Origin of the sequence: Methanobacterium sp. BRmetb2, assembly GCA_003491285.1 — an archaeon.
In the GTDB taxonomy this organism is placed as follows: domain Archaea; phylum Methanobacteriota; class Methanobacteria; order Methanobacteriales; family Methanobacteriaceae; genus UBA117.
In genome coordinates, this window is record CP022705.1 from 1,911,665 (window position 1) to 1,937,615 (window position 25,951).

General features: G+C 32.9%; 28 protein-coding genes. 15 read left to right on the top strand and 13 right to left on the bottom strand.

What is annotated here, in order from left to right:
* The first annotated feature begins 72 nt into the window (after positions 1 to 72).
* Both acs and CIT01_09575 read left to right on the top strand, forming a co-directional pair.
* Complete coding sequence (gene acs / locus CIT01_09570) at positions 73 to 1,977, top strand: acetate--CoA ligase (GenBank protein ID AXV38433.1); 1,905 nt, start codon at positions 73 to 75, stop codon at positions 1,975 to 1,977.
* 34 nt (positions 1,978 to 2,011) lie between these two features.
* The gene (locus tag CIT01_09575) at positions 2,012 to 2,593 is read left to right on the top strand and encodes a hypothetical protein (GenBank protein ID AXV38434.1); all 582 of its coding nucleotides are present in this window, start codon (positions 2,012 to 2,014) and stop codon (positions 2,591 to 2,593) included.
* Between the two features lie 200 nt (positions 2,594 to 2,793).
* Here CIT01_09575 and CIT01_09580 read toward each other — a convergent pair whose 3' ends face one another.
* The 4 genes from CIT01_09580 to CIT01_09595 form a co-directional block, all read right to left on the bottom strand.
* Positions 2,794 to 3,252, bottom strand: coding sequence for a hypothetical protein (locus tag CIT01_09580; protein ID AXV38435.1), 459 nt, complete (start codon positions 3,250 to 3,252; stop codon positions 2,794 to 2,796).
* 11 nt (positions 3,253 to 3,263) lie between these two features.
* On the bottom strand, positions 3,264 to 3,500 hold the full coding sequence (locus CIT01_09585; GenBank protein AXV38436.1) for a hypothetical protein: 237 nt from the start codon (positions 3,498 to 3,500) through the stop codon (positions 3,264 to 3,266).
* Between the two features lie 115 nt (positions 3,501 to 3,615).
* Entirely contained in the window at positions 3,616 to 4,476 is an 861-nt protein-coding gene (locus CIT01_09590) for a hypothetical protein (GenBank protein AXV38437.1), read from the bottom strand.
* Positions 4,477 to 5,043, bottom strand: a complete 567-nt coding sequence (locus CIT01_09595) for a hypothetical protein (protein ID AXV38438.1) — start codon at positions 5,041 to 5,043, stop codon at positions 4,477 to 4,479.
* 301 nt (positions 5,044 to 5,344) lie between these two features.
* On the opposite strand from CIT01_09595, the gene CIT01_09600 reads away from it, so the two are divergent.
* From CIT01_09600 to xth, 4 genes are all read left to right on the top strand, one after another.
* Positions 5,345 to 5,593, top strand: a complete 249-nt coding sequence (locus tag CIT01_09600) for an iron transporter FeoA (GenBank protein AXV38439.1) — start codon at positions 5,345 to 5,347, stop codon at positions 5,591 to 5,593.
* Positions 5,571 to 7,301 (top strand): ferrous iron transporter B, encoded by a 1,731-nt coding sequence (locus CIT01_09605; GenBank protein AXV38440.1) that lies wholly within the window; start codon positions 5,571 to 5,573, stop codon positions 7,299 to 7,301. The genes CIT01_09600 and CIT01_09605 overlap by 23 nt, the downstream gene beginning before the upstream one ends.
* 225 nt (positions 7,302 to 7,526) lie before the next feature.
* Complete coding sequence (locus CIT01_09610; GenBank protein ID AXV38441.1) at positions 7,527 to 8,000, top strand: DtxR family transcriptional regulator; 474 nt, start codon at positions 7,527 to 7,529, stop codon at positions 7,998 to 8,000.
* Between the two features lie 139 nt (positions 8,001 to 8,139).
* Entirely contained in the window at positions 8,140 to 8,913 is a 774-nt protein-coding gene (gene xth, locus CIT01_09615; GenBank protein AXV38442.1) for an exodeoxyribonuclease III, read from the top strand.
* 114 nt (positions 8,914 to 9,027) lie between these two features.
* Here the strand turns inward: xth and CIT01_09620 are convergent, their stop codons facing one another.
* From CIT01_09620 to CIT01_09635, 4 genes are all read right to left on the bottom strand, one after another.
* Positions 9,028 to 10,587: an AAA family ATPase gene (locus CIT01_09620; GenBank protein AXV38443.1), complete on the bottom strand. Its 1,560-nt coding sequence runs from the start codon at positions 10,585 to 10,587 to the stop codon at positions 9,028 to 9,030.
* A 37-nt stretch (positions 10,588 to 10,624) separates the two neighbouring features.
* Entirely contained in the window at positions 10,625 to 11,305 is a 681-nt protein-coding gene (locus CIT01_09625) for a haloacid dehalogenase (protein ID AXV38444.1), read from the bottom strand.
* A gap of 255 nt (positions 11,306 to 11,560) precedes the next feature.
* Positions 11,561 to 12,205, bottom strand: coding sequence for a hypothetical protein (locus tag CIT01_09630; GenBank protein ID AXV38445.1), 645 nt, complete (start codon positions 12,203 to 12,205; stop codon positions 11,561 to 11,563).
* Positions 12,198 to 12,578 (bottom strand): 30S ribosomal protein S8e, encoded by a 381-nt coding sequence (locus CIT01_09635; GenBank protein AXV38446.1) that lies wholly within the window; start codon positions 12,576 to 12,578, stop codon positions 12,198 to 12,200. The genes CIT01_09630 and CIT01_09635 overlap by 8 nt, the downstream gene beginning before the upstream one ends.
* 529 nt (positions 12,579 to 13,107) lie before the next feature.
* Between CIT01_09635 and hypE the strand changes: the two genes are divergently transcribed.
* Genes hypE through CIT01_09650 form a run of 3 tightly spaced genes read left to right on the top strand, consistent with a single transcriptional unit; the run spans position 13,108 to position 15,685 of the window.
* Positions 13,108 to 14,118 carry a hydrogenase expression/formation protein HypE gene (gene hypE, locus CIT01_09640; GenBank protein AXV38447.1) on the top strand — a complete coding sequence of 337 codons (1,011 nt, stop codon included), beginning with the start codon at positions 13,108 to 13,110 and terminating at the stop codon, positions 14,116 to 14,118.
* A 15-nt stretch (positions 14,119 to 14,133) separates the two neighbouring features.
* The gene (locus tag CIT01_09645) at positions 14,134 to 14,547 is read left to right on the top strand and encodes an RDD family protein (GenBank protein AXV38783.1); all 414 of its coding nucleotides are present in this window, start codon (positions 14,134 to 14,136) and stop codon (positions 14,545 to 14,547) included.
* A gap of 55 nt (positions 14,548 to 14,602) precedes the next feature.
* Positions 14,603 to 15,685: a Zn-dependent exopeptidase M28 gene (locus CIT01_09650; GenBank protein ID AXV38784.1), complete on the top strand. Its 1,083-nt coding sequence runs from the start codon at positions 14,603 to 14,605 to the stop codon at positions 15,683 to 15,685.
* Positions 15,686 to 15,706: 21 nt separating this feature from the next.
* Here CIT01_09650 and CIT01_09655 read toward each other — a convergent pair whose 3' ends face one another.
* Positions 15,707 to 15,961 carry a hypothetical protein gene (locus tag CIT01_09655; protein AXV38448.1) on the bottom strand — a complete coding sequence of 85 codons (255 nt, stop codon included), beginning with the start codon at positions 15,959 to 15,961 and terminating at the stop codon, positions 15,707 to 15,709.
* A gap of 110 nt (positions 15,962 to 16,071) precedes the next feature.
* On the opposite strand from CIT01_09655, the gene CIT01_09660 reads away from it, so the two are divergent.
* The 6 genes from CIT01_09660 to CIT01_09685 all read left to right on the top strand — a co-directional run bounded on the left by CIT01_09660 (position 16,072) and on the right by CIT01_09685 (position 20,930).
* Complete coding sequence (locus tag CIT01_09660; protein ID AXV38449.1) at positions 16,072 to 16,683, top strand: 5-formyltetrahydrofolate cyclo-ligase; 612 nt, start codon at positions 16,072 to 16,074, stop codon at positions 16,681 to 16,683.
* Positions 16,684 to 16,913: 230 nt separating this feature from the next.
* Positions 16,914 to 17,576, top strand: coding sequence for a CRISPR-associated protein Cas4 (locus CIT01_09665; GenBank protein ID AXV38450.1), 663 nt, complete (start codon positions 16,914 to 16,916; stop codon positions 17,574 to 17,576).
* A gap of 228 nt (positions 17,577 to 17,804) precedes the next feature.
* Positions 17,805 to 18,605, top strand: a complete 801-nt coding sequence (locus CIT01_09670; protein AXV38451.1) for a hypothetical protein — start codon at positions 17,805 to 17,807, stop codon at positions 18,603 to 18,605.
* A 344-nt stretch (positions 18,606 to 18,949) separates the two neighbouring features.
* Positions 18,950 to 19,618, top strand: coding sequence for a TetR family transcriptional regulator (locus CIT01_09675; protein AXV38452.1), 669 nt, complete (start codon positions 18,950 to 18,952; stop codon positions 19,616 to 19,618).
* A 38-nt stretch (positions 19,619 to 19,656) separates the two neighbouring features.
* On the top strand, positions 19,657 to 20,529 hold the full coding sequence (locus CIT01_09680; protein AXV38453.1) for a ferredoxin: 873 nt from the start codon (positions 19,657 to 19,659) through the stop codon (positions 20,527 to 20,529).
* A gap of 23 nt (positions 20,530 to 20,552) precedes the next feature.
* Positions 20,553 to 20,930, top strand: a complete 378-nt coding sequence (locus tag CIT01_09685) for a hypothetical protein (GenBank protein ID AXV38454.1) — start codon at positions 20,553 to 20,555, stop codon at positions 20,928 to 20,930.
* Positions 20,931 to 21,043: 113 nt separating this feature from the next.
* On the opposite strand, the gene CIT01_09690 is transcribed toward CIT01_09685, so the two are convergent.
* The 4 genes from CIT01_09690 to CIT01_09705 all read right to left on the bottom strand — a co-directional run bounded on the left by CIT01_09690 (position 21,044) and on the right by CIT01_09705 (position 25,932).
* Entirely contained in the window at positions 21,044 to 22,414 is a 1,371-nt protein-coding gene (locus tag CIT01_09690) for an MFS transporter (protein ID AXV38455.1), read from the bottom strand.
* A 204-nt stretch (positions 22,415 to 22,618) separates the two neighbouring features.
* Positions 22,619 to 24,118, bottom strand: a complete 1,500-nt coding sequence (locus CIT01_09695; protein AXV38456.1) for an FMN-binding glutamate synthase family protein — start codon at positions 24,116 to 24,118, stop codon at positions 22,619 to 22,621.
* Positions 24,119 to 25,243 carry a hydrogenase gene (locus CIT01_09700; protein AXV38785.1) on the bottom strand — a complete coding sequence of 375 codons (1,125 nt, stop codon included), beginning with the start codon at positions 25,241 to 25,243 and terminating at the stop codon, positions 24,119 to 24,121.
* Positions 25,243 to 25,932 carry a tributyrin esterase gene (locus CIT01_09705; GenBank protein ID AXV38457.1) on the bottom strand — a complete coding sequence of 230 codons (690 nt, stop codon included), beginning with the start codon at positions 25,930 to 25,932 and terminating at the stop codon, positions 25,243 to 25,245. Before CIT01_09705 ends, CIT01_09700 begins: the two co-directional genes overlap by 1 nt.
* Between the last annotated feature and the right edge of the window lie 19 nt (positions 25,933 to 25,951).

Genomic DNA, 25,951 nt, shown 5'->3' on the forward strand with positions numbered 1-25,951 from the left:
GAAAAATATATATACTATGAAAAACTTAGAAACAACCATAATACAGGAAAAAAAGGTAACGGCGGGAGATAAATGACTCAAGACACAACAGTTCTTCTTGATGAAAGAAGAATTTTCAAGCCAAATAAAGATGTAGTTGAGAAAGCACACGTTAAAAATTGGGAAGCTGAGAGAGAAAAAGGAAAAGATATTGAAAAATATTGGGAAGAGAAGGCTGAACAATTCGAATGGTTTAAAAAATATGATAAAGTGCTTGATGATAGTAATAAACCCTTTTATAAGTGGTTCGTAAATGGAAAAATAAATATGGCTTATAATGCGGTGGACCGATGGATTCACACTGAAAAAAGAAATCAAGTGGCCATATTATACGTCAATGAAAGAGGAAAAGAGAAAAAAGTTACTTACTATGAATTATACCGTGAAGTAAATAAATTAGCCAATGCATTTAAAAATTTGGGAGTAAAAAAGGGAGATACAGTATCAACATATCTCCCTATGTGTCCTGAACTGATTATTACACTCTTAGCATGTACCAAAATTGGGGCTGTGCACAGCGTCGTATATTCTGGTTTAAGTGTTGGGGCTTTTGTAGAGAGAGTAAATGATGCTAAAGCCAAAATAGTGGTAACTGCTGATGGAACATATAGAAGAGGGAAAATAATTGATTTAAAGAAAATATCGGATGAAGCAGTATTACGGTGCCCAACTATAGAAACCATAGTTGTTGTAAACCATACTGGAAGCCCCATAAAAATATCAGAGTTAAGTGGAAGGGAGATATTTTATGAACGTTTAATTGAAGGAGAACCCTCCGAGTGTGAACCTGAACATATGGACGCAGAAGATCCTTTATTTATATTATATACCTCTGGAAGTACAGGCAAACCTAAGGGAGTTATGCATACCACAGCAGGATATATGGTGGGTGTTGCAACCACTTTAAAATATATTTTTGACATACATGAAGATGATTTATGGTGGTGTACTGGAGATATTGGTTGGATTACAGGTCACAGTTATGTATTATACGGACCACTCCTTTTAGGAACTACTACTGTGGTTTATGAAGGAGCACCAGATTACCCGGACCCAGGAGTATGGTGGAATTTAGTGGAAAGATACGGAGTAACCAAATTTTACACAGCACCAACAGCTATACGCCATTTAATGCGATTTGGTAACCGTTATCCGAATTTATATGATTTATCTTCCCTTAAGATACTGGGAACTGTTGGAGAACCAATAAATCCCGAGGCATGGATATGGTATTATAAAAATGTGGGCAAAGAGAAAACACCAATTATGGACACTTGGTGGCAGACTGAAACTGGAATGCACCTAATCTCTCCGTTACCAGCTGCACCATTAAAACCAGGATCAGCAACTAAACCATTTCCAGGAATAGAAGCTGATGTTGTTGATGAATATGGAAAATCAGTACCCCTGGGTAAGGGCGGTTTGCTGGTAATTAAAACTCCGTGGCCTTCCATGTTCCGGACGCTTTATAATGATGAACAGAGATTCTTAGATGTATACTGGAACGATGTTCCTGGAGGAGTTTACAGTGCAGGGGACATGGCTCGAAAAGACGAAGACGGATACTTTTGGATTCAGGGCCGTTCCGATGATGTCCTAAAAATTGCTGGTCATAGAGTTGGAACTTCAGAAGTTGAATCTGCTTTTGTAAGTCACCCTGCTGTGGCAGAAGCTGGTGTAATTGGTAAATCTGATCCCATTAAAGGGGAAGTTATTAAAGCATTCCTTATATTAAGAGAAGGAAACAAGTTGAACACCCAGTTAATCGAAGAACTAGCAAGACATGTGAGATATGAATTAGGACCTGTTGCAGTTCTAGGTGAGATGGAACAAGTAGAGAAACTTCCGAAAACCAGAAGTGGTAAGATTATGAGGAGGATTTTGAGAGCAAAAGAAGAAGGAAAAGATTTAGGCGATACATCTACATTAGAAGAATAAATATTATGTATAAATTATAGGATGGGGGATTTAAATGGTTCAAGACATAATGTCCAACATGGAAATAAAGGATACAACTGCAAATCCTGCTCCTCTAGGACTTTTAGGATTCGGACTTACAACAGTCCTACTAAATATCCACAACGCAGGATTTTTTGAGTTGAATAGTATGATACTGGCAATGGGAATAGCCTATGGGGGAATAGCCCAAATAATGGCATGTGCAATGGAATACAAGAAAGGAAATACATTTGCAACAGTTGCATTTGGTTCTTATGGATTATTTTGGTGGTCACTAGTACTAATACTAATATTACCAAAATTAGGGCTGGCGGAAGTAGCAGATCCAAATTCAATGGCCGCATATCTATTCATGTGGGGCTTATTCACAATGGTTATGTTTATAGCCACTCTCAAATTAACCCGGGGACTACAAGTTATATTCCTTTCTCTTACAGTACTGTTCTTCCTTTTGGCATTGGGAGATATAACTGGAAATGCAACTATAACTCTCGTTGCAGGTTATGAAGGAATATTTACAGGTGCAAGCGCTATATACGTTGGACTTGCAGAAGTTCTAAATGAAACATATGAAAGAAAAGTGATGCCTATATAAAATTTAGATTTACAGCAATGTAAAAAAAATCGCTACCGCCTCCAAAATAGCGATTAAGAAATGTATAAGCTATTTGATGATATTATATCAAATGAAAATAGCTTTACATTCTTTTTTTTTGATATAAATTAAATTTCTTTTTATATTGTTATCCAATATTTAATTAAACAGTTATTTTTTTAATATGGTTAACAATTAAACTATATATTCGGATTGTAACAATACTTTCTAAAAATAATCCCATGATCAATGAATAAGGGGTGTTTAATCCACTTGCCACATGCAATAAATCCTAATTTTTCCCAGAAATCGGTTGAAGTATTTCTTGCAATTACTTCCACTTTTTTGCCATGAGTTTTATTTAAAACATGCTTAACTAGGGAACTTCCGATTCCTTTGCCTTGAAATTGATTTTTAACTGCCAAATGTTTAATTTTGAAATTAAATCCAATTTCATTTGTTACAATACAACCAAGTACCTCTGGATGGGAACTTTTTATGGCAATATAAAATGGATTATTTTGTTGGTTTTTTTCAAATATTTCTCCAGTTTTATTCTGGGATATGCCGTAAGGGGCCCACAATACATGGTATAATAAATCTTCAGCAGATTTTTTCAAGGGAGTTTCGTTTTTGTTTATTCTGAATATTTCATACATTTTTAATCAAACTATTTTTTAATCACGTTTATCAGTATTAATAAGGGCAATATTGCACTTATCAAATTCAAAAAACAATTGATTACATCTTTGATTAGATAGTTACCAATTATTAAGAGAATAACGCCAATTAAATAAAGAAAAAGGAAGAGTGAATTAATATTTTTATCCTTTTTGATCACGGTTTTGTAAAACTGAATTAGCCATCCTATTATGATAATTAATAATCCGGCGATAAATAAATACATGAGAACCTCTTTCTAATCATTAAATAAATATATTTTGGATCACATTATGTGTGACCCTATAATTTAATAAATCATTTATCAGTAACGGAATTTGCTAGTACAAATATAAACAATTCTACTGGAAATTAGGGTTTATTGGCATAACAAAAGTGTTTATGTTCAATCCACCGAGACCTATTGTATTGTTTATCTGAAGTTTAATTGTTTGATTGTTGAAATTTTTGCTTTGAATATCTAGATTATTGGACGTGTTAGTTAAGACCTCAAATCCTTCCGGATCAAATGAAAATCCACCTAAATCCACTTTTCCATTGATTTTCAACCCTAACTTATCAAGAGGATTTATTGATATAGTAATTCCTCCTATTTGGACATTAGTTGAGATATTACCGTTCTTTTTTATATTTGGATTGTCAGCTTGTATCATAAATCCTCCCAGGTTCACGTTCATATTCAGGTTATTGAAGCGGGTATCTTTTAGGATGTAAGAACCTCCACCTATATATTGAATATTTGTAGTGAACTGGTCGATTTTTGAATCATTTGCTAATACCATAGTCATACCTCCTACTTTGGTATTGTAGGTACCATTATAAGTGTATTTGTTGTTTAAAACTAATTTAGCTGAACCACTATCCATAAACACATTCACATTCAGTGTATTCCCATTTTTAGAGTAGGTTACTGAAGGTTCTCGTGAGTCATTTACTTGTTGAGTAGTTATATTGTATATTGAATCACTGTCATTTTGGAAGCTAACTTCTAATCCACTGGAATTGGTATCAACGTTTATATTAACCAATTCTATATCCTGGACTTGGGCATTGGTAAGTTTGAATTCCTTGGAAATCATGTTTGCCTTGTTATTATTCCTATTATTTTGTGGATATCCAAATCCAGTAACATAGACGGCGCTGATAAAAGCAGCTACTAACACCACGATAATTATTATACTCAGAACCCTAGTATTTTCCATTTAAACTCCTCCTATCAAGAATATTGCTATTATTATAAGTGTTATAACACCATAACATGAAAGGAATGATTTACCAATTCCAATTCCATGTTCAACATTTACTGCAACGGTAGCTATAACTAGCATCCATATTCCCATTAATATAAAGAGGAGAAATGATGAAATAAGTCTTGTTGCAAGCATCGTCATCATTAAGGCAAATATGCCAAGTATGAATGTAACTGAAGTATATCCCATCAATCCAAAAATATTTTTAAATTTTCCTTTTCCTTTAAATATGAATTTAGCCACTAAATGGGTAATTCCCGCCCAGATGAAAAGTTTTAAAAGGCCTATAATTATGGCAAGTAATGCCATTAATATTGGTAAAAAAGGGTTTTGTATTAAACCAGCTATCATTGCACCGATCATTATACCTAAAAAAGCTGAAAAAAATATAAAAAAGTATATTCCATTTAAACAAGTATTATTATCTTTTATTTCTTTTAAAGTATTTTCAGGGGAAATTAAAATTTTCCCGCTTTTGTCAAAAAAGTTAAGGCATTTTTCCATCAGTTTAACCACCATTAATTATTTGGTTTTAGGATCATGTAATATTTTCTATTAATATGGTCAAAACTAAAGAATTTATCAAACTATTTTTTTATTTGGTAATTTAAGATAATTCAATTTTATTGATTTTTAAGCTATTATTTAGTGTTTAGTAACATCATTAAATCTCTCTCAAATTTTTTTATTATCCAAAATAGTAAACTTTATATATGATATAAACAAAAGTTAGTTTAGACTAACTTTCAAAAGTTTATTCTTTTTTAGTTTAATTATGTTTGTGTGGATAGCGTTGGCTAACAATCAGAAGGTAATGATAATGAAAAATTTAACTGATGTAAAACCAGGAAAAAAAGTAATTATAACTGAAATTAAGGGAGGATTCGGTGTTAAAAATCGTTTTGAATCTTTAAATATAAGAGAAGGCAAACAGATTCAAATAGCTTCATCGGCTCCCTTCAGAGGTCCTCTAGTATTGAATGTTGATGGATGTAAAGTAGCAATAGGTAGAGGAATGGCTACCAAGATATTAGTGGAGGTTGTTGATGAAAATACTTCTAATGGGTAACCCAAATGTGGGAAAAAGTGTTATATTTTCCAGATTGACTGGTGTAAATGTAATGGCTGCCAATTATCCTGGTACTACGGTAGGCTATACCAAAGGATCATTAAAAATTGGAAAGCGCTCATTAGAAATTATTGATGTACCTGGAACATATTCACTAACTCCTTCCTGTAAAGCAGAGGAAGTCGCAAGGGATATGTTTCTAAAAGAGGATCCAGATCTTGTAATAAATGTTATTGATGCAACAAATCTGGAGAGGAACCTGTACCTTACCCTACAGATCTTAGAAAAAGGCATTCCTACCATAATTGTTATGAATATGTGGGATGCTGCTAAGAGAAAGGGAGTTCATATCAATATTGAAAAACTTGAAAAAGCTTTAGGAACCGTTATTATACCTTCTGTAGCCGTTACTGGAGAAGGAATTGTAAAAGTTGTCGATTCAATAACAAATTTTACAAATAATCCTGAAAAGTTACGGCCAAACTTCAATGGAATGCCTGATGATGAAAAATGGCTTTTCATAGGTAATTTATTAACTCATTTGCAAAGAATTGAACATAGACATCCCACAATACTTGAAAAACTTGAAGACGCATCGGTACATCCAATTTTTGGGTTTTTGATAGCTATATTTGTTATATTTCTCACTTTAGAAGTTGTGGTGGGGTTTGGTGAATTATTAATTGACTACATTCTAGATCCGATTTATTATAATTATTATGGTCCTTTTATTACCAATTTGGTAGGTTCCATATTTCCGCAGGGATTTGTATATGATATATTAATTGGAACGGGTTATGAATACACAGAATCTTTTGGTCTTTTGACCACAGGTGTTTATGTTGAATTAGCTGTAGTTCTACCATTTATACTATCATTTTATCTGGTTCTTGGTTTTCTGGAAGATTTTGGATATTTACCTAGGTTAGCTGTTTTAATTGATAGTTTAATGCACAAACTTGGTCTGCACGGATATTCAATAATACCAGTTATACTGGGTTTTGGTTGTAATGTTCCTGCAGTATTATCAACCAGAATATTAGAGGGAAAACGAGAAAAGTTTATATCAGCAGCAATAATCGCACTTTCAGTACCTTGTATGGCACAAACAGCTGTTATAATTGGTTTATTGGGTAAATATGGGATTCAATATATAGCAATTGTTTATGGGACATTATTGCTTCTATTTGTTTCATTAGGGTATGTTTTAAACAAACTTTTAAAAGGCGAGAGTCCTGAAATTTTTTTGGAGATTCCTCCCTACAGAATACCTCATTTTAAAACTCTCCTCAAAAAAACATGGATTAGAGTTAAAGGCTTTCTAATAGAAGCAGTTCCATATGTATCATTAGGGATAGTTTTAATCAATATTCTTTATATGGTCGGTTTTATGACTGCACTGACCAATTTGTTAGCTCCAATAATATCCACCATGTTAGGACTTCCTAATGATGCAGTAGGTGCACTATTGCTTGGTTTTCTGAGGAAAGATATAGCAACGGCCATGCTTGCCCCACTACATTTGAGTCCTAGTCAATTAGTTGTGGCCTGTACAGTACTGGCTGTTAGTTTTCCTTGTATTGCCACATTTGTGGTGTTACTTAAGGAATTGGGAATAAAAGATATGTTAAAAATCATATCGCTAATGATTATTTTAGCCATAACCGTAGGTACTTTACTAAATTTAATATTTGGAGTGTTATTATGAATTTTAAAAAAATTTTAGGACGAATATTTCAACATGACTGCAATAATTGTGGTATGTGTATGAAAAAATCAGTTAATATAAAATATAAAGATAAAAATGGGTTTAAAAATATTAATTCTGATGATAAAGAGGAATAATTCCATTTAAACTATAAAAGAAATAATAATAATTGTTTATATTTAAAGAAACAACTATTAAGTAATAATCATATAAGAAGATGATGGGATGGTTGAAAAACCGATAAAGCTTACTGAAAGTATTGAAGATTACCTTGAAGTAATGTATATTCTGCAAAATACACAGGGCAGCATCAAAGTTAAAGACATAGCGAGTAAACTTGATGTTAAACCACCTAGTGTTGTTCAGGCTGTTCAAAAACTTTCTGAAACTGGACTGGTTGATTACCAACGTTATGGGGATATCAATTTAACAGAAAAAGGACTTAAAATTGCCATAGATGTTTTTAATAAGCATGATATTTTAAAAGAATTTTTGATTATCCTTGGCATTGAATCGAAGATTGCTGAAGAAGATGCATGTTCAATGGAACATATTCTTAATCCTTCCACAGTCCAAAAAATGAATAAATTTGTTGAGTTTACCAAAAAAAATCCAGCTGCTGCTGATTTTATTCGATCATTCAAATATTTTGATAAAAATGGAAAACTTCCATCTGATTCATTAGAAATTGATAAATAGAGATAATTTATTCTAAATATTTTTTAAAATATTTTTTGAGGGTAAGTAAAATTATATTCATGTAGTTCCAGAATAGTTCATAGACTATTTGAATTTAACAGTTCATTGTCTGTCTGAATTTATATTTGTGTGGGATTAAATGAAAAATGTAAGAATAGTGTCATGGAATGTAAATGGACTGAGAGCTGTACACCGTAAAGGGTTTCTTGAGTGGTTTTTAGAGGATAAACCAGATATTTTGTGCTTACAAGAGATTAAAGCTACTGAGGATCAACTTCCCCGAAAATTAAGAAGTGTTAATGGATATCACAGTTATTTCAATTCAGCAGAACGTAAAGGGTATAGTGGGGTGGCCCTATATTCCACAATAAACCCGGAGATTATTGAAACTGGTATGGGAACTGAAAAATTTGATAATGAAGGTAGAGTTCAGATTGCCGATTATGATGATTTTGTCCTGTTAAATATTTATTTTCCCAATGGCAAAATGTCAGATGATCGACTTAAATATAAACTTGATTTCTACGATGCTTTCCTGGATTATGTAAATGATTTGAGAGATGAAGGCAGAAATCTGGTGATATGTGGAGACCTGAACACTGCTCATAAAGAAATAGACCTGGCCCGACCAAAGGAGAATAGTAATATTTCAGGATTTTTACCAGTTGAAAGGGCTTGGATCGATAAATTTTTAGATAATGGTTATGTTGACACTTTTAGAATGTTCAACAAGGAACCTGAACAATATACTTGGTGGAGCTACCGAACTCGGGCACGAGAAAGAAATGTTGGATGGAGATTGGACTATTTTTTTGTTAATGAAGAATTTAAAAAGAAGATTAAAGACTCTTATATCCTTTCAGATGTTATGGGTTCTGATCACTGCCCCATTGGAATTGAAATAGAAATTTAATTTATTTTTATTTAGAAAATTTCTATATTATCCAAAAATAATATTAAGAAAAATTATCAAACAAAAATTAAATACATTAAATAAAAAAGTATTATTAGAGCTTTAACAAGTTTATTATTTATACTTTTCTTCAAAAATGGTTCTTCTAAGTTCTTTTTCTGTTATTGCGATTAATTCAACTTTTTCCACGGTAATTCCATTTTCACTTAAATATTCAATTAAATGGGCAGGTGTAATATTTTCTTCTAAATCCACAACTATTGCCTCAGATTCAACTGAAATACGCAATGCTCCTAAATGATTTAAAGATTTAACAGTTTTATCCAGATCTGTTGAGTTTATACGGAAAGTCCTTATTTTTTTTGCGATTTGAGCAACATCAATATTCATTCTTTGGAGAACGATAAGCACGTGTTTGTTTAAAGCCTCCTCTAAAATTTCTTTAGTGATCACATCCATTTTTTTTGTGATACGGGCTGCTTGAGCAATCTGGGCCACATCTCTTGCATGAGCAAAACTGGGTTGAAGTCCTTCACCACCTTGCATGGCAGGTGTATAAACTTGTATAAATCTTTTAACCACGTCTTCACCATAACTTTCCCCTAATTCATCCAAATTCCTTTTAAACACCTGAGCCACTTCATTAACAGAAGGATCTTTAAGAAATATATGTAATGGTGCTCTTCGAAGATGTGCCTCATCCATTATACTAATATCCAGATTAGTTGAAAATGCAGGAATAAAGTTACTGTGAACAGTTATAGGAACTCCCCTTACGTATACAACATCATTTTTATTTTCCATAGGTATAATAAGACGATTTAGAATTAATTCATGGTCGTCCCGTTGTCTTCCTAAATCATCTAATAACAAAATTCCGCCGTTAGCTTTAATAAGGGGGGATGTTTCATAAGCTCCTTTATTCGGATTATAAACAGTTTCCAATTCTTTCAAACTTAGTTCGGCACCTGTAAATACAAATGGTGCGTATATTTTAATCCAGCGAGTATCATTAGGCTGTTCTTCACATCTTTTATGAAAATCCTGATCATAAAGGTGAATTACTCGGCCACCAAACTCGATATATTTGGGGATAATCAGGGGAGGGAGTAAATCTGCCATTTTACTAATTATGAAGGTTTTACCAGTTCCTGGTGCACCATAAGCAAATATGCCCTTTCCAATTGTACATGATTCAATTAATGATTCTTTTGCATATTCAACACCAATAACATCCTCAAAAGCATCTATCTGGATTTTTTCAGGAATTTCAATTGGATATCTGTCCTTCATTTGTTCATCCATCATTTCTAGATAGTTCTTGTAGGATACTGGTGCAGTTCCAATGTACGGATTTTCCTCCATTATTCTTTTTGCTTTTTCTCTTCCTTTTTTGGTTATAGTGTATTCAACACTGGAGAAAAGAAATCCCCCACTAACTGGTGAGCAAAAACCGTCATCTTCAAGTTTTCTTATTAAATCCTCCAATATATCCCAGTGTATACTGGTAATTTCGTTAATCCGGCTGGTTTTAATTGTTCCAAAACTGGAAATTATCTTTAAAATAAGGTCTGTAACAAATACCTCAGAAAGTCGTAATTCTTCCAGGGTTTTTGGCTGCTTTAAACGCTTTAAAAGACTTTGCATTTGATTGTTATGATAATATTCGTCCATTTTATCCCCTATTTTAAATTTTTTTGTTTATAAGCCTTTACAATATATCTTTAAGTTCACCAATATCTGCTAGAACATCTAATTTTATTCTTTCTTTTTTGATAAAGTCCTTTTCAGTTGCAGTAAGTTTTGAATTAACCAGTATTGTAGACATTCCTGCGTTAATTGCACCAATAATATCTTCACTGAACTTATTACCCACCATAATTGATTTACTTGACTTGCATCCCATACGGTTTAAAGCCAATTCAAATATTTGGGGGTCTGGTTTTTCAACACCTGCAGCCTGCGAGGTGACAACTTCATCAAAAAAATGATATAAACCTAATCTTATTAACTTTTCCCATTGTTTAATGGTTATTCCATTGGATACAACTCCTAAATGATAACCTTTTTTGTTTAGATATAGCAAGGTAGACGTAGTTTCGGGAAAAGGTCTAAGCAGTGCAAATTTAACATTATGATAAGTTATCATTCCAAGAGCAATAAGAAGAGGATTTTCTTCACCTAATACTTCACGGGTCAGTACATTAAAATGTTTATCATAATTAGAACCTTTCTCTTTGATGATTTTTCTTAAGTGAATGTAAGCATCGTTGGAATCTAAAGGTAGACCGCCCTCAATCATCACATTTAAAGCAGCTTTCCTGGCCAGTTTAGCAAATCCAGAAGTATCATATAAAGTATCATCAATATCAAATAATACACCCTTAAACATCGTCACACCCCTGAGTTAAGATGAATATATTAATAAAATTATTAGAATTTTCTAATTAATATTGTTTGGTTAATAAAATTATTAGAATATTACTATTTAACTATTGGCTAAGTGTAATAAATAAAATTGGAAAATATAATAATCAAAATTAAATGTAATTACAAATGAAGTGTATTGATAAAATATTATTACTTATTCTAGAAGAATGAATGGGGGTATTAATAAAAACAACATTACTTAATGGAAAGAATTAATTTAAAAAAATGCATCTAAACTGCTCTGTTTTTCGCCATGAGCTATTTCGTCTTTGGAGTATCCAAGAGCATCTAATATCCTTGAAACAGCTGGAAGCAACTGATTATCAATATAATAAGAGGGATCATAATTAGCTATATCAACGTCTTCAATAGGCTCTGCACGTTTACTTATAGCATCTTTACCTTTAACTACAATGTATCTAATAATAGATCCTCTCTCAATCTTCCTTCCCCTTTTAATAGCCTTTTGAGCAGCTAAAACATGGGGAGCTTTTTGAACATATTCGTCAGGATTTCTGGTGAGCTGAGTATGTATAACCAGATCTTCAAGTTTTACATTGCCTTTTTTGATATCCTGGACCACCTTTTTAACTATTTCAATAGCCTTTTCTGGTGATCCATCTTTTAATATAGCAAATAAAACTTTTTCCTGAGTTTTTTTAGCAATAGGAGCCCAATCTCGTCTAACGAGTTCCAGGCCCTTTACAACAATATTATTATTTTCAATTAAGGCATATCTCTTTTTAGTTACAAAGAAGCCTCTATTATAAAATCCTTCAAATTCAAGTTCCATTCCTTCAGGTAAGTCATTATTGATGAATTTCAGGAACTCGTCAGCGTTTTCTTTTATTTCACTATACAATCAATACACCATTTATGATGCCGTCTTGGCCAGGTCGGGAGGTGACCTTAACTTTGCCAATACTGGTTTCCACAACAGCGCCTTTATTGATTATGTTACGACGTACAAATTGAGTGTTGGCTGGATTTTCAATAACATTTAATATTTCAGCAGTTTCCATTTTATTGTTTTCAGGATTGACTACATTGATTTTATCATCATTTGAAAGTCTTACCTTGGTGTTGCCGCCTTTTGTTCTGATTTTTTTACTTCTTCTTTCGCCAATTTTAGTCTCTGCAGCTTCTTTTCCAAGTTCACTTTTCCGTTTCCCACGGTTCATTTTGCTCCTTCCACCGCTAGGTTTTTTCAATGATTTTCCTTGCCAAATTGCCATTATTTCACCTCTAATTAGTATAAATTCTTTTATTTTTTTTTAAATTCATAAATAACCTTTTATAAGGTTCTCTATTAATTTTTAAAATTACATATCATTTAAAAATCTTTTTGGAAGAATTTCTATTATATAACTCACAAAAAGTATTCCAATGTTAGTTTCTATATTAGTACATTTAACCTTTAAAAAGGTTTCTTCAATATAAGGTTAAGATTTTTAGTATATGGAAACTAATTTTGCTTATTTTCAGTCTCTTTATTTAGTGTAATTCAAATCTTAACTCAAATTTAGGCAAGCTGCTTTTAGAAATAAAATCTAAAATAATAATACAGCTATTATAAAACTAATATATTAACAAACAGTATATATAATCTTATCTATAGTGCAGTATAAATTATTTGAAGAACTTGTTCATACCTAAAGTTTGTTTGAACGTTAAATTATTATACTAATAAAATAATTATATCATATTAAATCATGATAATTTCAATGAAAAAATTAGAAATTCAACAAAAACAATGGTGAATCTATGAAAATCGACATGTCGCATGGAGCAGGTGGAGAAATGATGCAGAGTTTAATATCTGACATGATACTCCAAAACATTAATAACAAAAGTGTAAACGGTGGAATAGGCTTAGATGAACTTGATGATGGTGCTACTATTCCCTTAGATGATTATGAAATCGTCATAACTACCGATGGTCATACCGTTGATCCTATATTCTTTCCAGGAGGGGATATTGGAAGAATTTCAATTGCAGGAACAGTAAATGATATTGCAGTTATGGGGGCTAAACCTCTTGCACTTGCCAATTCTATGATAATAAGCGAAGGTTTTCCAATGGAAGATCTGGAAAGGATAATAAAATCAATGGATCAAACCTGTCAGGAGGCAGGTGTTTCAATAGTAACTGGTGATACCAAGGTAATGGAGAAAGATAAACTAGATAAAATAATCATATCTACCACAGGTTTAGGTATAGCGAAAAAAGGAGAAGTAATAACTGATTCTGGATTGGAAACTGGTGATAAGATAATCTTAAGTGGAAGTATAGGGGACCATGGTATAGCCATCATGTCTTATCGAGAAGGTTTTGGTTTTGAAACAGACTTAAAATCAGATGTTGCTCCAATATGGAACATTGTAAACGAAGCATTAAAAATTGGGGGAATAAAGGCAATGAAAGATCCAACCAGGGGCGGGTTGGCCAACACTCTAAATGAAATGGCTTCAAAATCTAAACTGGGAATGTTGATTGATGAAGATAAAGTACCAATTAAAGAACCAGTAATCGCTGTTTCAGAGATGTTAGGTATTGATCCTTATGAAGTTGCAAACGAAGGTAAAGTTGTTCTGGGGGTAGAATCAAGCAAAGCTAAGGAGATATTAGAAGCAATAAGAAAGACAGAGAATGGAAAAGATGCTCAAATTATAGGAGAAGTAACAGATGATACTCACGTAATCATGAACACTTCTCTTGGAGGAAAAAGAATATTAGAAGCACCAATAGCAGATCCAGTGCCAAGGGTCTGTTAAATATATATTAGTGTGATTTATATGGAAAGTATATTCATCAAGAGAACATTAGCTTTTATTATTGATGCACTTATAATAACTGCTATAATGTGGATTTTAAGTGCTTTAGTGTATCCTTTAATTATTGTAACTGGAATATTCCCAATTTTTAATGTATGGCTTATTCTTCTTGCATTCATAATTATTGTTTACTTTAGTTATATGGAGAAAAATAAAGGAGCTACCTTGGGAAAAGATGTGATGAAGTTAAGAGTAGTATCTCTTGAAGGTGAGTTGACCTATAAGAAAGCAGTCACACGTAATCTATCAAAGATTCTATGGTTTCCAATAATTTTTGATCTTATTGCAGGATCTCTGTCTACTGGCAACTATCTGAGGTACCTGGACAAGGTTGCAAACACAGATGTAGAAGTACATGCTGTGGAATAATGTAAAATTATATACGCAGAAATGTTTTTAATAATTGCATTATTGTTGCATGATGATTAAAATGTACAAAAAAACTTTTTTAATCATTTTTTTAATTTTTATGCTTTTTTTATCTTTTAATACTTCATCGGCCAATAATGATTTAGTATCATATGTTGAACACATTTCTAAAGACATTGGTCCTAGACCAGCTGGTTCTATAAATGAAGAGGAAACTGCCATATATCTGGCAGATCAGTTTCGTTTAAATGGTTTAGAAACAGAGATACAAAAATTCAAATATTACACTATCACTTCGGGGCAGGTTAAATCTTCTCAAAATGTTATTGGAACCATACAAGGTGTTTCAAACAAAGAAATCATTATCTGCGCAGATCTAGATACTGTGAAAGATTATTGCACTGGAAATTATAGTGAAGGGGCTAACGATGTGGCAGTTCCATTATCACTTCTTATAGGGCTTGCCCAGAATTACAAAAATAAAAAACCTTATTATACAATTAAACTTATAGCGTTTGGTGCAGGAGAAGAGGGATTTACTTTTCCATTGTTAAGACCAAAACGCCAAGAATTAAGTCCAGATACTTACTACCAAGTAACCTATTTACCTTATCTGGTTGGTTCTAGATATTATCTTTTGACCCATCAAAAAATGGTCAATAATACGGTAGCTGTTGTTAGTCTGGAGGCTGTTGGTATTGGTGATCCCTTTTTAGTATCTAAAGATTACTATGTGGAAAATAATCAAAGTTATATAGATTTTTTAGTTCTATACGGAAATATCAATGGATATAATCTTAACAAAATTGATTTTATGGCTTCTAATATGTCAATGGGAAATGAAGCTGCTATAAGTCATGTTTATTTGCCTTTTTCTATTGCTAAAATTCCATCTACCTTTTTAACGTCAATGAAAAATCCCGATATCTCTTCTCCAGTACATGACACTCAAAAAGAGATTCCAAATTATTTAAGTTCAAATGATACTTTTGAAAACTTGGTAGAAGAAAATGCTGGCCGAATTGAATTAGAAAAAAATCTTGAGAATAGGTTGAAACTGTTAGAAAATATAATAGACGGTACAACATTTTTTAATTTAATTAATAACTTTCCATATTCATTAATAACTTCTAATTAATAAAAATAAATAAAAAATTGATCATTCTTGTTTTGGTACTTCTGCACCGACCTTTGACAGTGCTCTAGCAATAATAAGAGTTGCTAATACTGCTATAATGGTAACAATTATTGCATATATAAACAATCCAGTAATTGCATTTCCTGCCTTGAAAAATTCGAGAATTATTGCTTTAATTGCTTCATTCCAAGCTAATGCAGCTATTAAACCAAATGCCGCAGTTATAAGTCCGGCAAAGGTTTCAAGAAATAATATTTTCGTGCTTTTATCTGCCATTTTCACCCTCCTTTCAGTTAAATCACAACTGATAACTATTTTTATGTTAATATTACTATATATTATTTAATGTATTATACTGATTTTTTATAAGATAATGGTTTGTTTAAATGATTAACACGAGAAAAGAAAGATTGAGAGATAAAATTTGGGATATTTTGGAAAAGAATAATATTAATATCAATCACTGTCATGGTAGAATACCTAATTTTTGTGGTTCGACTGCTGCAGCTGACATATTAAGGGGTTTGGATGAATGGGCAGAGGCAAATGTTATATTTTGCAGTCCAGATTCTGCTCAACAGAGGATTAGGGAATATACCCTAGTAGATGGTAAAGATCTGATTATGCCTTCGCCTAAACTTCAAAAAGGTTATCTTATAATAAAAGCTGCAGACGTGGAAGGCAGAACAAAAATTGCTTCTAGCATATCAGGAGCTTTTAGGTATGGTAAAACCTTAAATATATTTCCTAAAGTAGATATGGTTATTGAAGGTTCTGTTGCAGTAGATTTAAATGGTAATAGGTTAGGTAAAGGTGGAGGTTATGGTGATACTGAAATATCTCACCTATTCAATGAAGATTCGATTAATAATAAAACACACATAGTGACCATAGTCCACCAAGTTCAAATTGTGGAAAATATACCCATGGAATCTCATGATCAGAAAATAAATATGATAGTAACTCCAAATGAGGTTATAAGAATAAAAATATCATGAAAATCCGGTGATTACTTAATATTGAAAATATAGGATTTAATTGGATATACGGGTTTTCAATAGTTTAAACGTGTTAAAATGAGGTCCATAAATTGGAAAGAGATTATTATTGGATTAATTATTGGAATATTATTAACCATAATTATTAGAATTGCATCAGAAAGACTTATATTCAAATTAATATTATTAATCTCTTAAATCTCAAAATATTATTTAAAAGGTAGTTTAAAATGGTTAATCCTTCGGAATTTAAGAACCATCCTCTAATATCAGAAGTTAAAATTGTTGAAAATAGAAACAACTTTCCCATAAGCTGGCTGAACAAACAGGGATATTGTGAGTACTCCATATTTTTAGAAAATTTCAAGAAAATAGATGTGGGACCTACCAAAGAAATGATAAAAGGGCACAGGGAACATGCAGTTTTAGAGGATAAGTTTAAAGAGGACGCAGAACCTGCAACTTTTCAGGAAATGATGGAAACTTCCAGAGATACAGAACTATTTTCTCGAGAATTCTATGTCATGTCAGCTCAACATGGTATAAGAGGTTTAATTGATGAGATATGGATGACTCCCGACGAATTTGTAATTATAGATGATAAACCCGGGACGATCCCATATAATTCAAATATAAACCAGGTTTATGGATACTGTTTGGCATTTAAAGATATGATTAATGATGATCGAAAAATTATAGCTGCTCTTCGTGAAAGGGGCACTGATAATATTTACTGGGCCAATCAATTTGATAGTCAGACTGAAAAGACCATAATAAAATTGATCAATCATATGCATATCCTAATTAGTGGAAAAAAACCTTTTAAACCTACAAAAAATCCTAACAAATGCAGAAAATGCAGATTTAGGATTATGTGTGATTGTAAATCCTAATTTTTCTATAAATATAATTTCTTCTATATTAATTAAATTATTTTTAAATATATTGTAAACATGCAGTAACAATCTTATGAACTTATTATGGAACGGTCTTATTGAAATCACATATTTAAAAGGGTAAATAAGATTTCAAGTGAAATGGAAAATAAATAGGACGAAAGATTTATATTGTATATCAAAGATAACCAAAGAAGACACGATTTTTCTCTAAAGGTTTAAAAAATGGATAATAAAAAAACATCTCTTTTATCATTGGCTATAGGAGCACCTATTGGCTGTTTAGGTGGTTTAATAGGTTTAGGAGGGGCTGAGTTTAGGCTGCCTTTCTTATTAAAGACTTTTAATAAGACTGCTAAAAAAGCAGTAGCATTAAATATGTTAATAAGTTTAATCACAGTCTTATCGGCTACTTTTTTTAGAATGAATAATGTGGATGTATCTATTATTTATCCTCAAATATTGTTAATGATTGCAATTATTGTAGGCTCTACTACTGGTGCTTATTTTGGAATAGGAATATCAACTAAAATATCCGATGTTTTGTTTAAAAAAGTATTATTAATATTGCTTTTGGTTATGGGATTACTTCTTATTAGTGAAAGCTTTATCACATTTGGATCAATGGGAATAATATTTAGCAGTTTATATATAGAGCTGATTGTAGCAGTAATATGTGGAGTAATTATCGGAATTATTAGCAGTCTTTTAGGGGTTGCTGGTGGAGAGGTTATAATTCCTATATTAATTTTAATATTTGGAATAGATGTTAAATTAGCAGGAACTATGAGTTTAATCATTAGCTTACCTACCATTATTGTGGGAATTACAAGACATACCCGTAATAAAATGTATTCCAACAAATCAGAAATTAGTTCTTTAGTCGTGCCAATGGGAATAAGTTCTATAATAGGTGCTTCAATCGGTGCTATTTTAGTTATATATGCTCCTTCAGAGTTATTAAAAGTTATATTGGGTGCATTATTAATATTCACATCTATTAAAATATTTACAGAAAAAGAATAAGAAAAACAATATTGTATTTATATAGTTTATATGTAATAATGTGATTGTGGAGTTTTTTAACAGTTTTATTTTAAAACTGACTATTATATCAAAGTTAATGTCAAAAATCAGGTTTAACTCGGTATTTTTACTTCGTTTAACTCGACATAATGACTATATGGCTAAAACTAGTCGAGTTTGCGATCAAATTATTTTTTAACTTTTTTCTGTAAAATATCTTAAATTTGCCTAATGATTTTATAATCATTTGCTGAACAAACGTTTGTTTTATATAGTAGAATTATTATAATATTAGTAACAATTGAACAAACGTTTGTTCAATAAGTATAAGGAGTATTAACCATATGAAAAATAGAGAAATTAAGGCTTCAAATTCTCAAAATGAAGCTAAAAAAACCACAAAAGAAAAAATTTTTGATGCTTCGGTTGATTTATTCTCTAAAAAAGGTTTTAGTGATGTATCAGTACGAGAAATTGCAAAACAAACAGGAATAAGAGAAGGTTCAATTTACAATCATTATAAAAATAAAGAAGCTATTTTAGATGCTATAATAAACTATTTTAAATCAGAACTCGCACAAAGTAACATTCCAGAGGAAGAGTGCGCAGATTTAATGGATCAGGGACCTGAAGTGTTTTTTGAAAGTGGTGCTAAAACGTTCATGGATCGCATCAACATCCCTCAGATGGAAAAAATATGGCGATTAGTTTGCATCGAAACCTATCACAACGAAAAAATACGAGAATTTTTCAAAAAAGAACTATTAGAAGAACCTCTAGCAGGATGGGAAAATATATTTAGCATTATGATTGAAAATAAGATGATTAAGCCCGTAAATCCAAGAACGCTCGCCTATGAATATTGGTCTTTTGCAATTTTCTTATTTTTTGAGTATTTTATCTTGAAATATAATGAGGATTTTGATTCTTTTATGAAGCTAGGTTTAGAAAAAATGGTTAACCATACTCGATTTATGTTAGAGGCTGTTAAAATTGAGGAAGATACAAATTAGATTAAATTTTGAAAAATTTGAGTTGGAAGGATGAGAATATGAGTGTAGAACTTTACTATTTTTCAGGAACTGGTAATTCGCTACATGTGGCGAAAGAACTGCAAAAAAGAATCCCAAAAACAAAGTTAATACCGATTGTAAGTCTTCTAGATAAAAATCTAATAAAAACCAGTGGAAAAACTGTAGGTTTTGTTTTCCCGGTTCATGCTTTAACTATTCCAATAGCAGTAAAAAAATTCCTTAAAAAAATTGTTCCAACATCAGCAGAATACATCTTTGCTGTAGCAACACGTTATGGCACTACATTTAGAGGTTTTGAAAAAATAGATCATTTATTAAAGGAAAAGAATAAACGTCTTGATTCATATTTTATACTAAATATGGGCCACAATGAGGAAATACGGCGCAAAGGATATAAAGTTCCATCCGACGCGGAGCTTTCGAAAATAGAATCTATAGTTAAGGAGAAATTAGATTCAATTCAAAAGATTGTCCTAAATCAGGAAAAAATCAGGGAAAAAGACACTACATTTACTGTCCCTGTAAATTTCCTATTAGAGAAAATGGTTATTTGGGGTATGACAGTTTCTGAGTATATTGGGGGAGTTAATTATTTTTGTTCGGACTCTAAGTGTACAGGATGCAGAACTTGTGAAAATGTTTGTTTGTCAGGAAAGATTAAAATGGGTGTTAAAAACCCTATTTGGCAAAAAAATGTCTTTTGTTATATGTGTTATGCATGTGTTAATTTTTGTCCCGCTCAATCAGTCCAGATAAATGACATACCGTTTATTAAATCATATACTCGAGAAAATGGAAGGTATCCTCATCCTTATGCGACAGTAAATGATATTGCTGGACAAAAAAGGAGGAAAATTAATGAAAATAGTAATATCACAGAATTTAGCTAAAAAATTTCAAATGGAGGTTCATTATGAATAAAACGAGAGTTGCAGCATCATTTCTGGGTATTCTTGCCGGAATTGGGGGTGGAGTGTTTCATGGTATTGGGGAGGTGCTTCAGGGTAGTGTTGCTACAAATGGAATGATGATAGAGGCATGGCCTACAATGCAAGCAACTTTAGGAGAGCCGGCAATGACCTTAGTTCCCAATTTCCTCTTAACTGGAATATTTGCTATTATTATGGGTATCATAGTCACAATATGGGCAGCAACATTTATTGGGAGGAAAAACGGGGGTTTGATCATTATTGTGCTTTCAGTAATAATGCTCTATGTTGGTGGAGGTATTATTCCGCCCTTATTTGGAGTACTAGCGGGATTAATTGGCTTAAGGATCAAACAGGACTAAGAAAAATTTGATTATCTGGTACAAACTGGAATGAATTATATTAAAAAAGAAAAAGGATTTTAATCCACCTTTTCTCTAAGAAAAGATGGTATTTATAGTCTCCTGCATGATAACTATCTCTTTTTAAGAGAAGCAAATATCCCCACAAAACACAGTACAGTGAATATTATAAATGCTAATTTAATGCTTTCAAGCAGGGCTGGGTAATGTTGTGGCATGATCTGTACATTGCCAATCAATAGAGAAAAGATCAGTATAACAACTCCCATACTCATTGTTTGTCCAATTAATCGCATAGTACTAACTGATGCAGAAGCTACGCCAAAAAACCTTCTTTCAACAGATCCCATGATAGCATTGGTATTGGGTGATGAAAATAAACCAAATCCAAGCCCTAAAAGACATAATCCCATTATAATGAAGTTTATACTGGTCTGGTCATTAATAAAGGTGAATACGAAAAGGCCTAAAGTTACAACTGCCATACCAATAGAAGCTATTAAACGGGGTTGATATTTATCAGATAATCTTCCCGCTAAAGGTGCCACTATGGCCATAATTATGGGTTGCGCAACTAAAATCAGTCCAGCAGATTGAGGATCAAATCCTTTCAAGTACTGTAGATATAAGCTCAGAAGAAAGGTCACACCAAAAGTAGCACTGTAATTGATTAATGCGGCTAAATTAGAAAAGGCAAAAGTTGCATTCTTAAAAAATAGTTTCATATCTAATACTGGACTTTCAGCTTTTAATTCCCATTTGATAAAACCTATTATTCCTATTATTCCGGCAATTATCAACAAGATACCAATTATTTCAGGTAATAATGAAAATCCATAGATGATCATTAATAGGGCGAAACTGTAAAGTACTGATCCTGGTAAATCAAATTTTTCACCTTTACACTCTGCCCATTCAGTTTTAAGCTTCCAAAATGTTAGGATAATCACCAACAAACCTAACGGGATCATCAAAATGAAAAGACTTCTCCAACCAAAGAATTGTGTTAGAAAACCTCCTAAAACCGGTCCTAAAGAAAGACCCACATAAACTGAGGCAATATTTATCCCTATGGCTTTTCCCCTATCTTGTGGTGGGAATACGTGGGTTATGATTGCAAGTCCAGTTACAAATATCATTGCTGAACCAATTCCCTGAAAAACTCTAAATATGATGAGGGCTAGTGCTGATGGTGCCAGGGCTGAAAGTAATGATGAAATTGTGAATATTATAATCCCATAGATAAATACCTTTTTCATCCCAAATATGTCTGCAATTCTTCCAAAAGGTACTGCAAACATGGCGGCTGCTAATAAATATGATGTTGCCACCCAGCTTAACAGTATGGCATCTGTGGCAAATTCCGTACCAATAGATGGAAGTGCAATATTTATAGAAGAGCCCATAAAAGGTGTAATAAAAGATGTTATTGATGCAATTATTATAGCTGATATTTTTATTGTGTTGTTATCTATTTTTTCCATAATTTCTCCCCAGTAAAAAAAATAATTGATTATCTATTCTTGTATGATATTATTAGTATAATCCATGATTACTTAATTCAATTCATTTGATTAATAGAACTTAATCAGTACTTCTATTAGAAATTTACTATTTAATTATCTAATAGTTGAATTTGATTGATTATAATATATTTTAAAAAATAAAAGATGATGGAGCGGTATCCATCAGAATTTAACTGGTGACTCTAATCCAGCCATTTTAACGCCAGTTAGAGCTGATGCTTCTATAGTCATTGACCTTAAATCGTCTTTTTCCAGTTTGAGTACATCAGTGTTTCCCGCTTGCTGGGTCAGCATACATATTTCTTCAGTCATTGCTTCGATATATCTTGCAACTCTTTTACCGCCTTCAATATAGTCTAAACGTCTTCTAAGTTGTGGATCTTGTGTGGCTATACCTTTTCTGCAAGTTCCAGCATAACACATCTGGCAAACTCTGCAACCAATAGAAACCAGAGCTGAAGTTGCAATATAAACTGCATCAGCACCAAGAGCTATGGCTTTAGCAACATCAGCACCGTTGCGTATTCCTCCTCCTGCTACTAGGCTTATTTCTTCCCTTAAGTTTACCTGTTTGAGGGCTTCATCAGCTTCAACAATTGCGGCTATGGTTGGCACACCTGAATGTTCAGTTACCACATCAGGTCCTGCACCAGTTCCACCCTGCATTCCGTCTACAACGATCATGTCTGCCCCTGCTTTTGCTGCTATTTTAACATCGTCACTTACTCTTCCTGAGGTAAATTTGACAATTATTGGGACTTTCCAATCAGTAATTTCTCTTAACTGTGAGATTTTCATGCTCAGATCTTCAGGTCCTACAATATCCATATGTCGGGCTGGACTAAGTGCATCGGTTCCTTCAGGGATCATTCTGATTTTGGACACTTCCGCTGTAACTTTTTCACCTAATAAGTGTCCGCCCATACCTGATTTAGCTCCTTGGCCAATTTTTATTTCTACTGCATCAGACTTGTTTAGATAATCAGCAGATACACCAAATCGTCCTGAAGCATATTGTGCTATGAGTTTTGATGCGTATTTTCTCTCTTCGGGAAGCATTCCACCTTCACCAGTGTTGGTTGCTGTGCCAGAGAGAGTGGCACCCATGGCTAGGGCAATTTTTGCCTCCTTACTTAATGCTCCAAATGACATGGCAGCAATCATTATAGGTGTATCTAGTACCAGAGGATTTTCAGCATATCTATTTCCCAGAACCACCTTGGTGTTGCAGGGCTCCCGGTATTTATCAATTGGAGGTCGGGACACTTGTGCTGGTACTATTACCAGGTCGTCAAAGGTAGGTATAACTCTGGTTGCTCCGCAGCCTCTTACTTTGTAAGAACCTTCTGTTGATTTTCTATTAATCTCCACCAAATCAGCAAAGGACCATACATTTCTCCTATCTTCTGGAACTGCGTTGACTTCGATTGCACTGTTCGGACACATTTCTTCACATATTCTGCATCCAACACAGTTTTCATGATGTATAGGGTATGGTTCGTCATCAATAATTTCGTAAACGTCATGTGGACAGTTGTTATAACAAGAGTAACAGTTTTTACAGAGTTCTTCACTGCGATTGTCACAGAGATACCAGCAGCATCCTGGTCGGTCGAAGTTTCGTTTACATAGATCTCTGCTTCTTTCAACTTTAAATGGCATTTATTTACCCCCTGTGTTTGTTTCAATCTTTGTCAATGATTTAAATATTGGACATGCAGCATATTTAGTTCCTGATGCTTCAAGAACATCTGCAACATTATTTGTCAGTTTAGGCACTGGTTTCCACGGTTCAGTGGAACTTTTATCCACCACTATCACATTATCTATAATTTTATTTGAGAGAGCATAGCTTAGAAGTGCAGTGGCCACTCCTCCATCTTGTCCGTTGATCATGGGTGCTTTTGCTGAAAGTATTTTTATATAATCTCCAAAGGGGTTTCTTTCAGATTCCTCTTTATTTACAATTTTTTCTGAGACGTAAGTTCTAGGACAGGCGACATAACAAGCATTACATCCTTCTGGACATTCACCTTTAATTTCTGGTTTACGATCCTCTATTTTAATAATATTTTCGGGACATGCACAGAAACACGCCCCACAAAGTACGCAAGCGCCAATATCTACAACATCTCCTTTTAAATCTTTGAATTGGCACGCAGAGACTTCTGATTCAAAATCTTCTTCAGGCATAAGTCTTCTGGAGATTACGGGTCTGCCTACTTTTTCTCTTTTCCCTATTTCGATTTTGTTATCTTTCTTTTTGCCAATGGCTAATTTTTCCATTAACATTAATCCTTTATCTGAAATAGGTTTGGTTTGAATATACTTATCTTTTACAGCATTTTCAACTAATTTTAAACCTTTTTCTGTTCTAATTATGATTGTTGACCATTCTTCTGGAGAACCTACTGATCCAACGGATATGTCTGATAGTTCCGAGGTGAAATCCATACATATTTGACAACTCTTTCGGATGCATTTTTTAGCCTCTTCAAGAGGAATTTTGAAAACCTTATCCTGGGTTAAGAAGAACCATACATAACCTTTTTCAATCCTACACTCCTGGATATCTTTCATGTCAATATTGTACTGGTTCAATAATTCTTTCATATAATTATATGAAAAGTTTTCCATACAAAAAAGGCCGATAGAGATTTCTATTGGGAATTCTCCTACAATATCATGATATTTCTCCATTTTGGAAGCAGCGAGAATCTGACAAGGTGTTCCTACCATGGCAACTTTGCCAGGATTATTCTTGTTTTGTATATTTCCTTCTATCATCATCCTTCCTCCGATTCTTCGCCGTAGAATGGGCGTTTACTTAATGGGACAATTTTTTTAAATTTTTCATATTCATATTCATCTAAATCGAGTCCATAATTTGGTAAAAGTTCTTTAAGTTCTTTTTCATCGTCTTTGTCTATTTCAACTACTTTAGCATTTTTTCCCAAGCTTTTAATGTTTCCACGGACGTATATTGCTCCTCGAATAATTGATTCACCAGCATCTTCTGCCAGATCTCCTAAAATGATTATCCGTCCGCCCATCATAAACAGTCCAGTCATAAAACCAGAATTTCCACCTATTATTATGGTACCATTTTTCATTATCTCGCCGGTACGGGATCCTACATCTCTTTTTACGACAACTGTACCACCATATATACCTTGACCTACTCCATCACCAGCAGATCCATCAATTATTACTTCGCCTGCAGTCATGTTATCAGCAGGGAACCAACCAGCATTCCCATTTATGTGTAATTTAGCATCATGTATCATTGTCCCTACAAAGTAACCTGCACTTCCATCTATTATCACTTCTACCCCTTTGGTTAATCCAGCCACAAGGTAATGCATGGCGTTTGGGTTTTTGATTATGATACGATCATATTGGGTTGAAGCCTTTTTTATTTCCCGATTGATGTCCCGTGGTTCTTTTTTGTTGGCGTCTATTTCAATTTCACGCATGAAACTCACCTTTTTTATA

Excerpts from the sequence above, each read along its gene's own strand:
- CIT01_09595 (AXV38438.1), bottom strand. The coding sequence starts at position 5,043 with ATGGTGGTTAAACTGATGGAAAAATGCCTTAACTTTTTTGACAAAAGC.
- CIT01_09690 (AXV38455.1), bottom strand. The coding sequence starts at position 22,414 with ATGGAAAAAATAGATAACAACACAATAAAAATATCAGCTATAATAATT.
- CIT01_09585 (AXV38436.1), bottom strand. The coding sequence starts at position 3,500 with ATGTATTTATTTATCGCCGGATTATTAATTATCATAATAGGATGGCTA.
- CIT01_09610 (AXV38441.1), top strand. The coding sequence starts at position 7,527 with ATGGTTGAAAAACCGATAAAGCTTACTGAAAGTATTGAAGATTACCTT.
- CIT01_09665 (AXV38450.1), top strand. The coding sequence starts at position 16,914 with ATGGTTAATCCTTCGGAATTTAAGAACCATCCTCTAATATCAGAAGTT.
- CIT01_09700 (AXV38785.1), bottom strand. The coding sequence starts at position 25,243 with ATGATAGAAGGAAATATACAAAACAAGAATAATCCTGGCAAAGTTGCC.
- acs (AXV38433.1), top strand. The coding sequence starts at position 73 with ATGACTCAAGACACAACAGTTCTTCTTGATGAAAGAAGAATTTTCAAG.
- CIT01_09620 (AXV38443.1), bottom strand. The coding sequence starts at position 10,587 with ATGGACGAATATTATCATAACAATCAAATGCAAAGTCTTTTAAAGCGT.
- CIT01_09575 (AXV38434.1), top strand. The coding sequence starts at position 2,012 with ATGGTTCAAGACATAATGTCCAACATGGAAATAAAGGATACAACTGCA.
- CIT01_09635 (AXV38446.1), bottom strand. The coding sequence starts at position 12,578 with ATGGCAATTTGGCAAGGAAAATCATTGAAAAAACCTAGCGGTGGAAGG.
- CIT01_09600 (AXV38439.1), top strand. The coding sequence starts at position 5,345 with ATGAAAAATTTAACTGATGTAAAACCAGGAAAAAAAGTAATTATAACT.
- CIT01_09695 (AXV38456.1), bottom strand. The coding sequence starts at position 24,118 with ATGCCATTTAAAGTTGAAAGAAGCAGAGATCTATGTAAACGAAACTTC.
- CIT01_09625 (AXV38444.1), bottom strand. The coding sequence starts at position 11,305 with ATGTTTAAGGGTGTATTATTTGATATTGATGATACTTTATATGATACT.
- CIT01_09705 (AXV38457.1), bottom strand. The coding sequence starts at position 25,932 with ATGCGTGAAATTGAAATAGACGCCAACAAAAAAGAACCACGGGACATC.
- CIT01_09675 (AXV38452.1), top strand. The coding sequence starts at position 18,950 with ATGAAAAATAGAGAAATTAAGGCTTCAAATTCTCAAAATGAAGCTAAA.
- CIT01_09670 (AXV38451.1), top strand. The coding sequence starts at position 17,805 with ATGGATAATAAAAAAACATCTCTTTTATCATTGGCTATAGGAGCACCT.
- CIT01_09655 (AXV38448.1), bottom strand. The coding sequence starts at position 15,961 with ATGGCAGATAAAAGCACGAAAATATTATTTCTTGAAACCTTTGCCGGA.
- CIT01_09580 (AXV38435.1), bottom strand. The coding sequence starts at position 3,252 with ATGTATGAAATATTCAGAATAAACAAAAACGAAACTCCCTTGAAAAAA.
- CIT01_09590 (AXV38437.1), bottom strand. The coding sequence starts at position 4,476 with ATGGAAAATACTAGGGTTCTGAGTATAATAATTATCGTGGTGTTAGTA.
- CIT01_09605 (AXV38440.1), top strand. The coding sequence starts at position 5,571 with ATGAAAATACTTCTAATGGGTAACCCAAATGTGGGAAAAAGTGTTATA.
- CIT01_09680 (AXV38453.1), top strand. The coding sequence starts at position 19,657 with ATGAGTGTAGAACTTTACTATTTTTCAGGAACTGGTAATTCGCTACAT.
- hypE (AXV38447.1), top strand. The coding sequence starts at position 13,108 with ATGAAAATCGACATGTCGCATGGAGCAGGTGGAGAAATGATGCAGAGT.
- CIT01_09660 (AXV38449.1), top strand. The coding sequence starts at position 16,072 with ATGATTAACACGAGAAAAGAAAGATTGAGAGATAAAATTTGGGATATT.
- CIT01_09685 (AXV38454.1), top strand. The coding sequence starts at position 20,553 with ATGAATAAAACGAGAGTTGCAGCATCATTTCTGGGTATTCTTGCCGGA.
- xth (AXV38442.1), top strand. The coding sequence starts at position 8,140 with ATGAAAAATGTAAGAATAGTGTCATGGAATGTAAATGGACTGAGAGCT.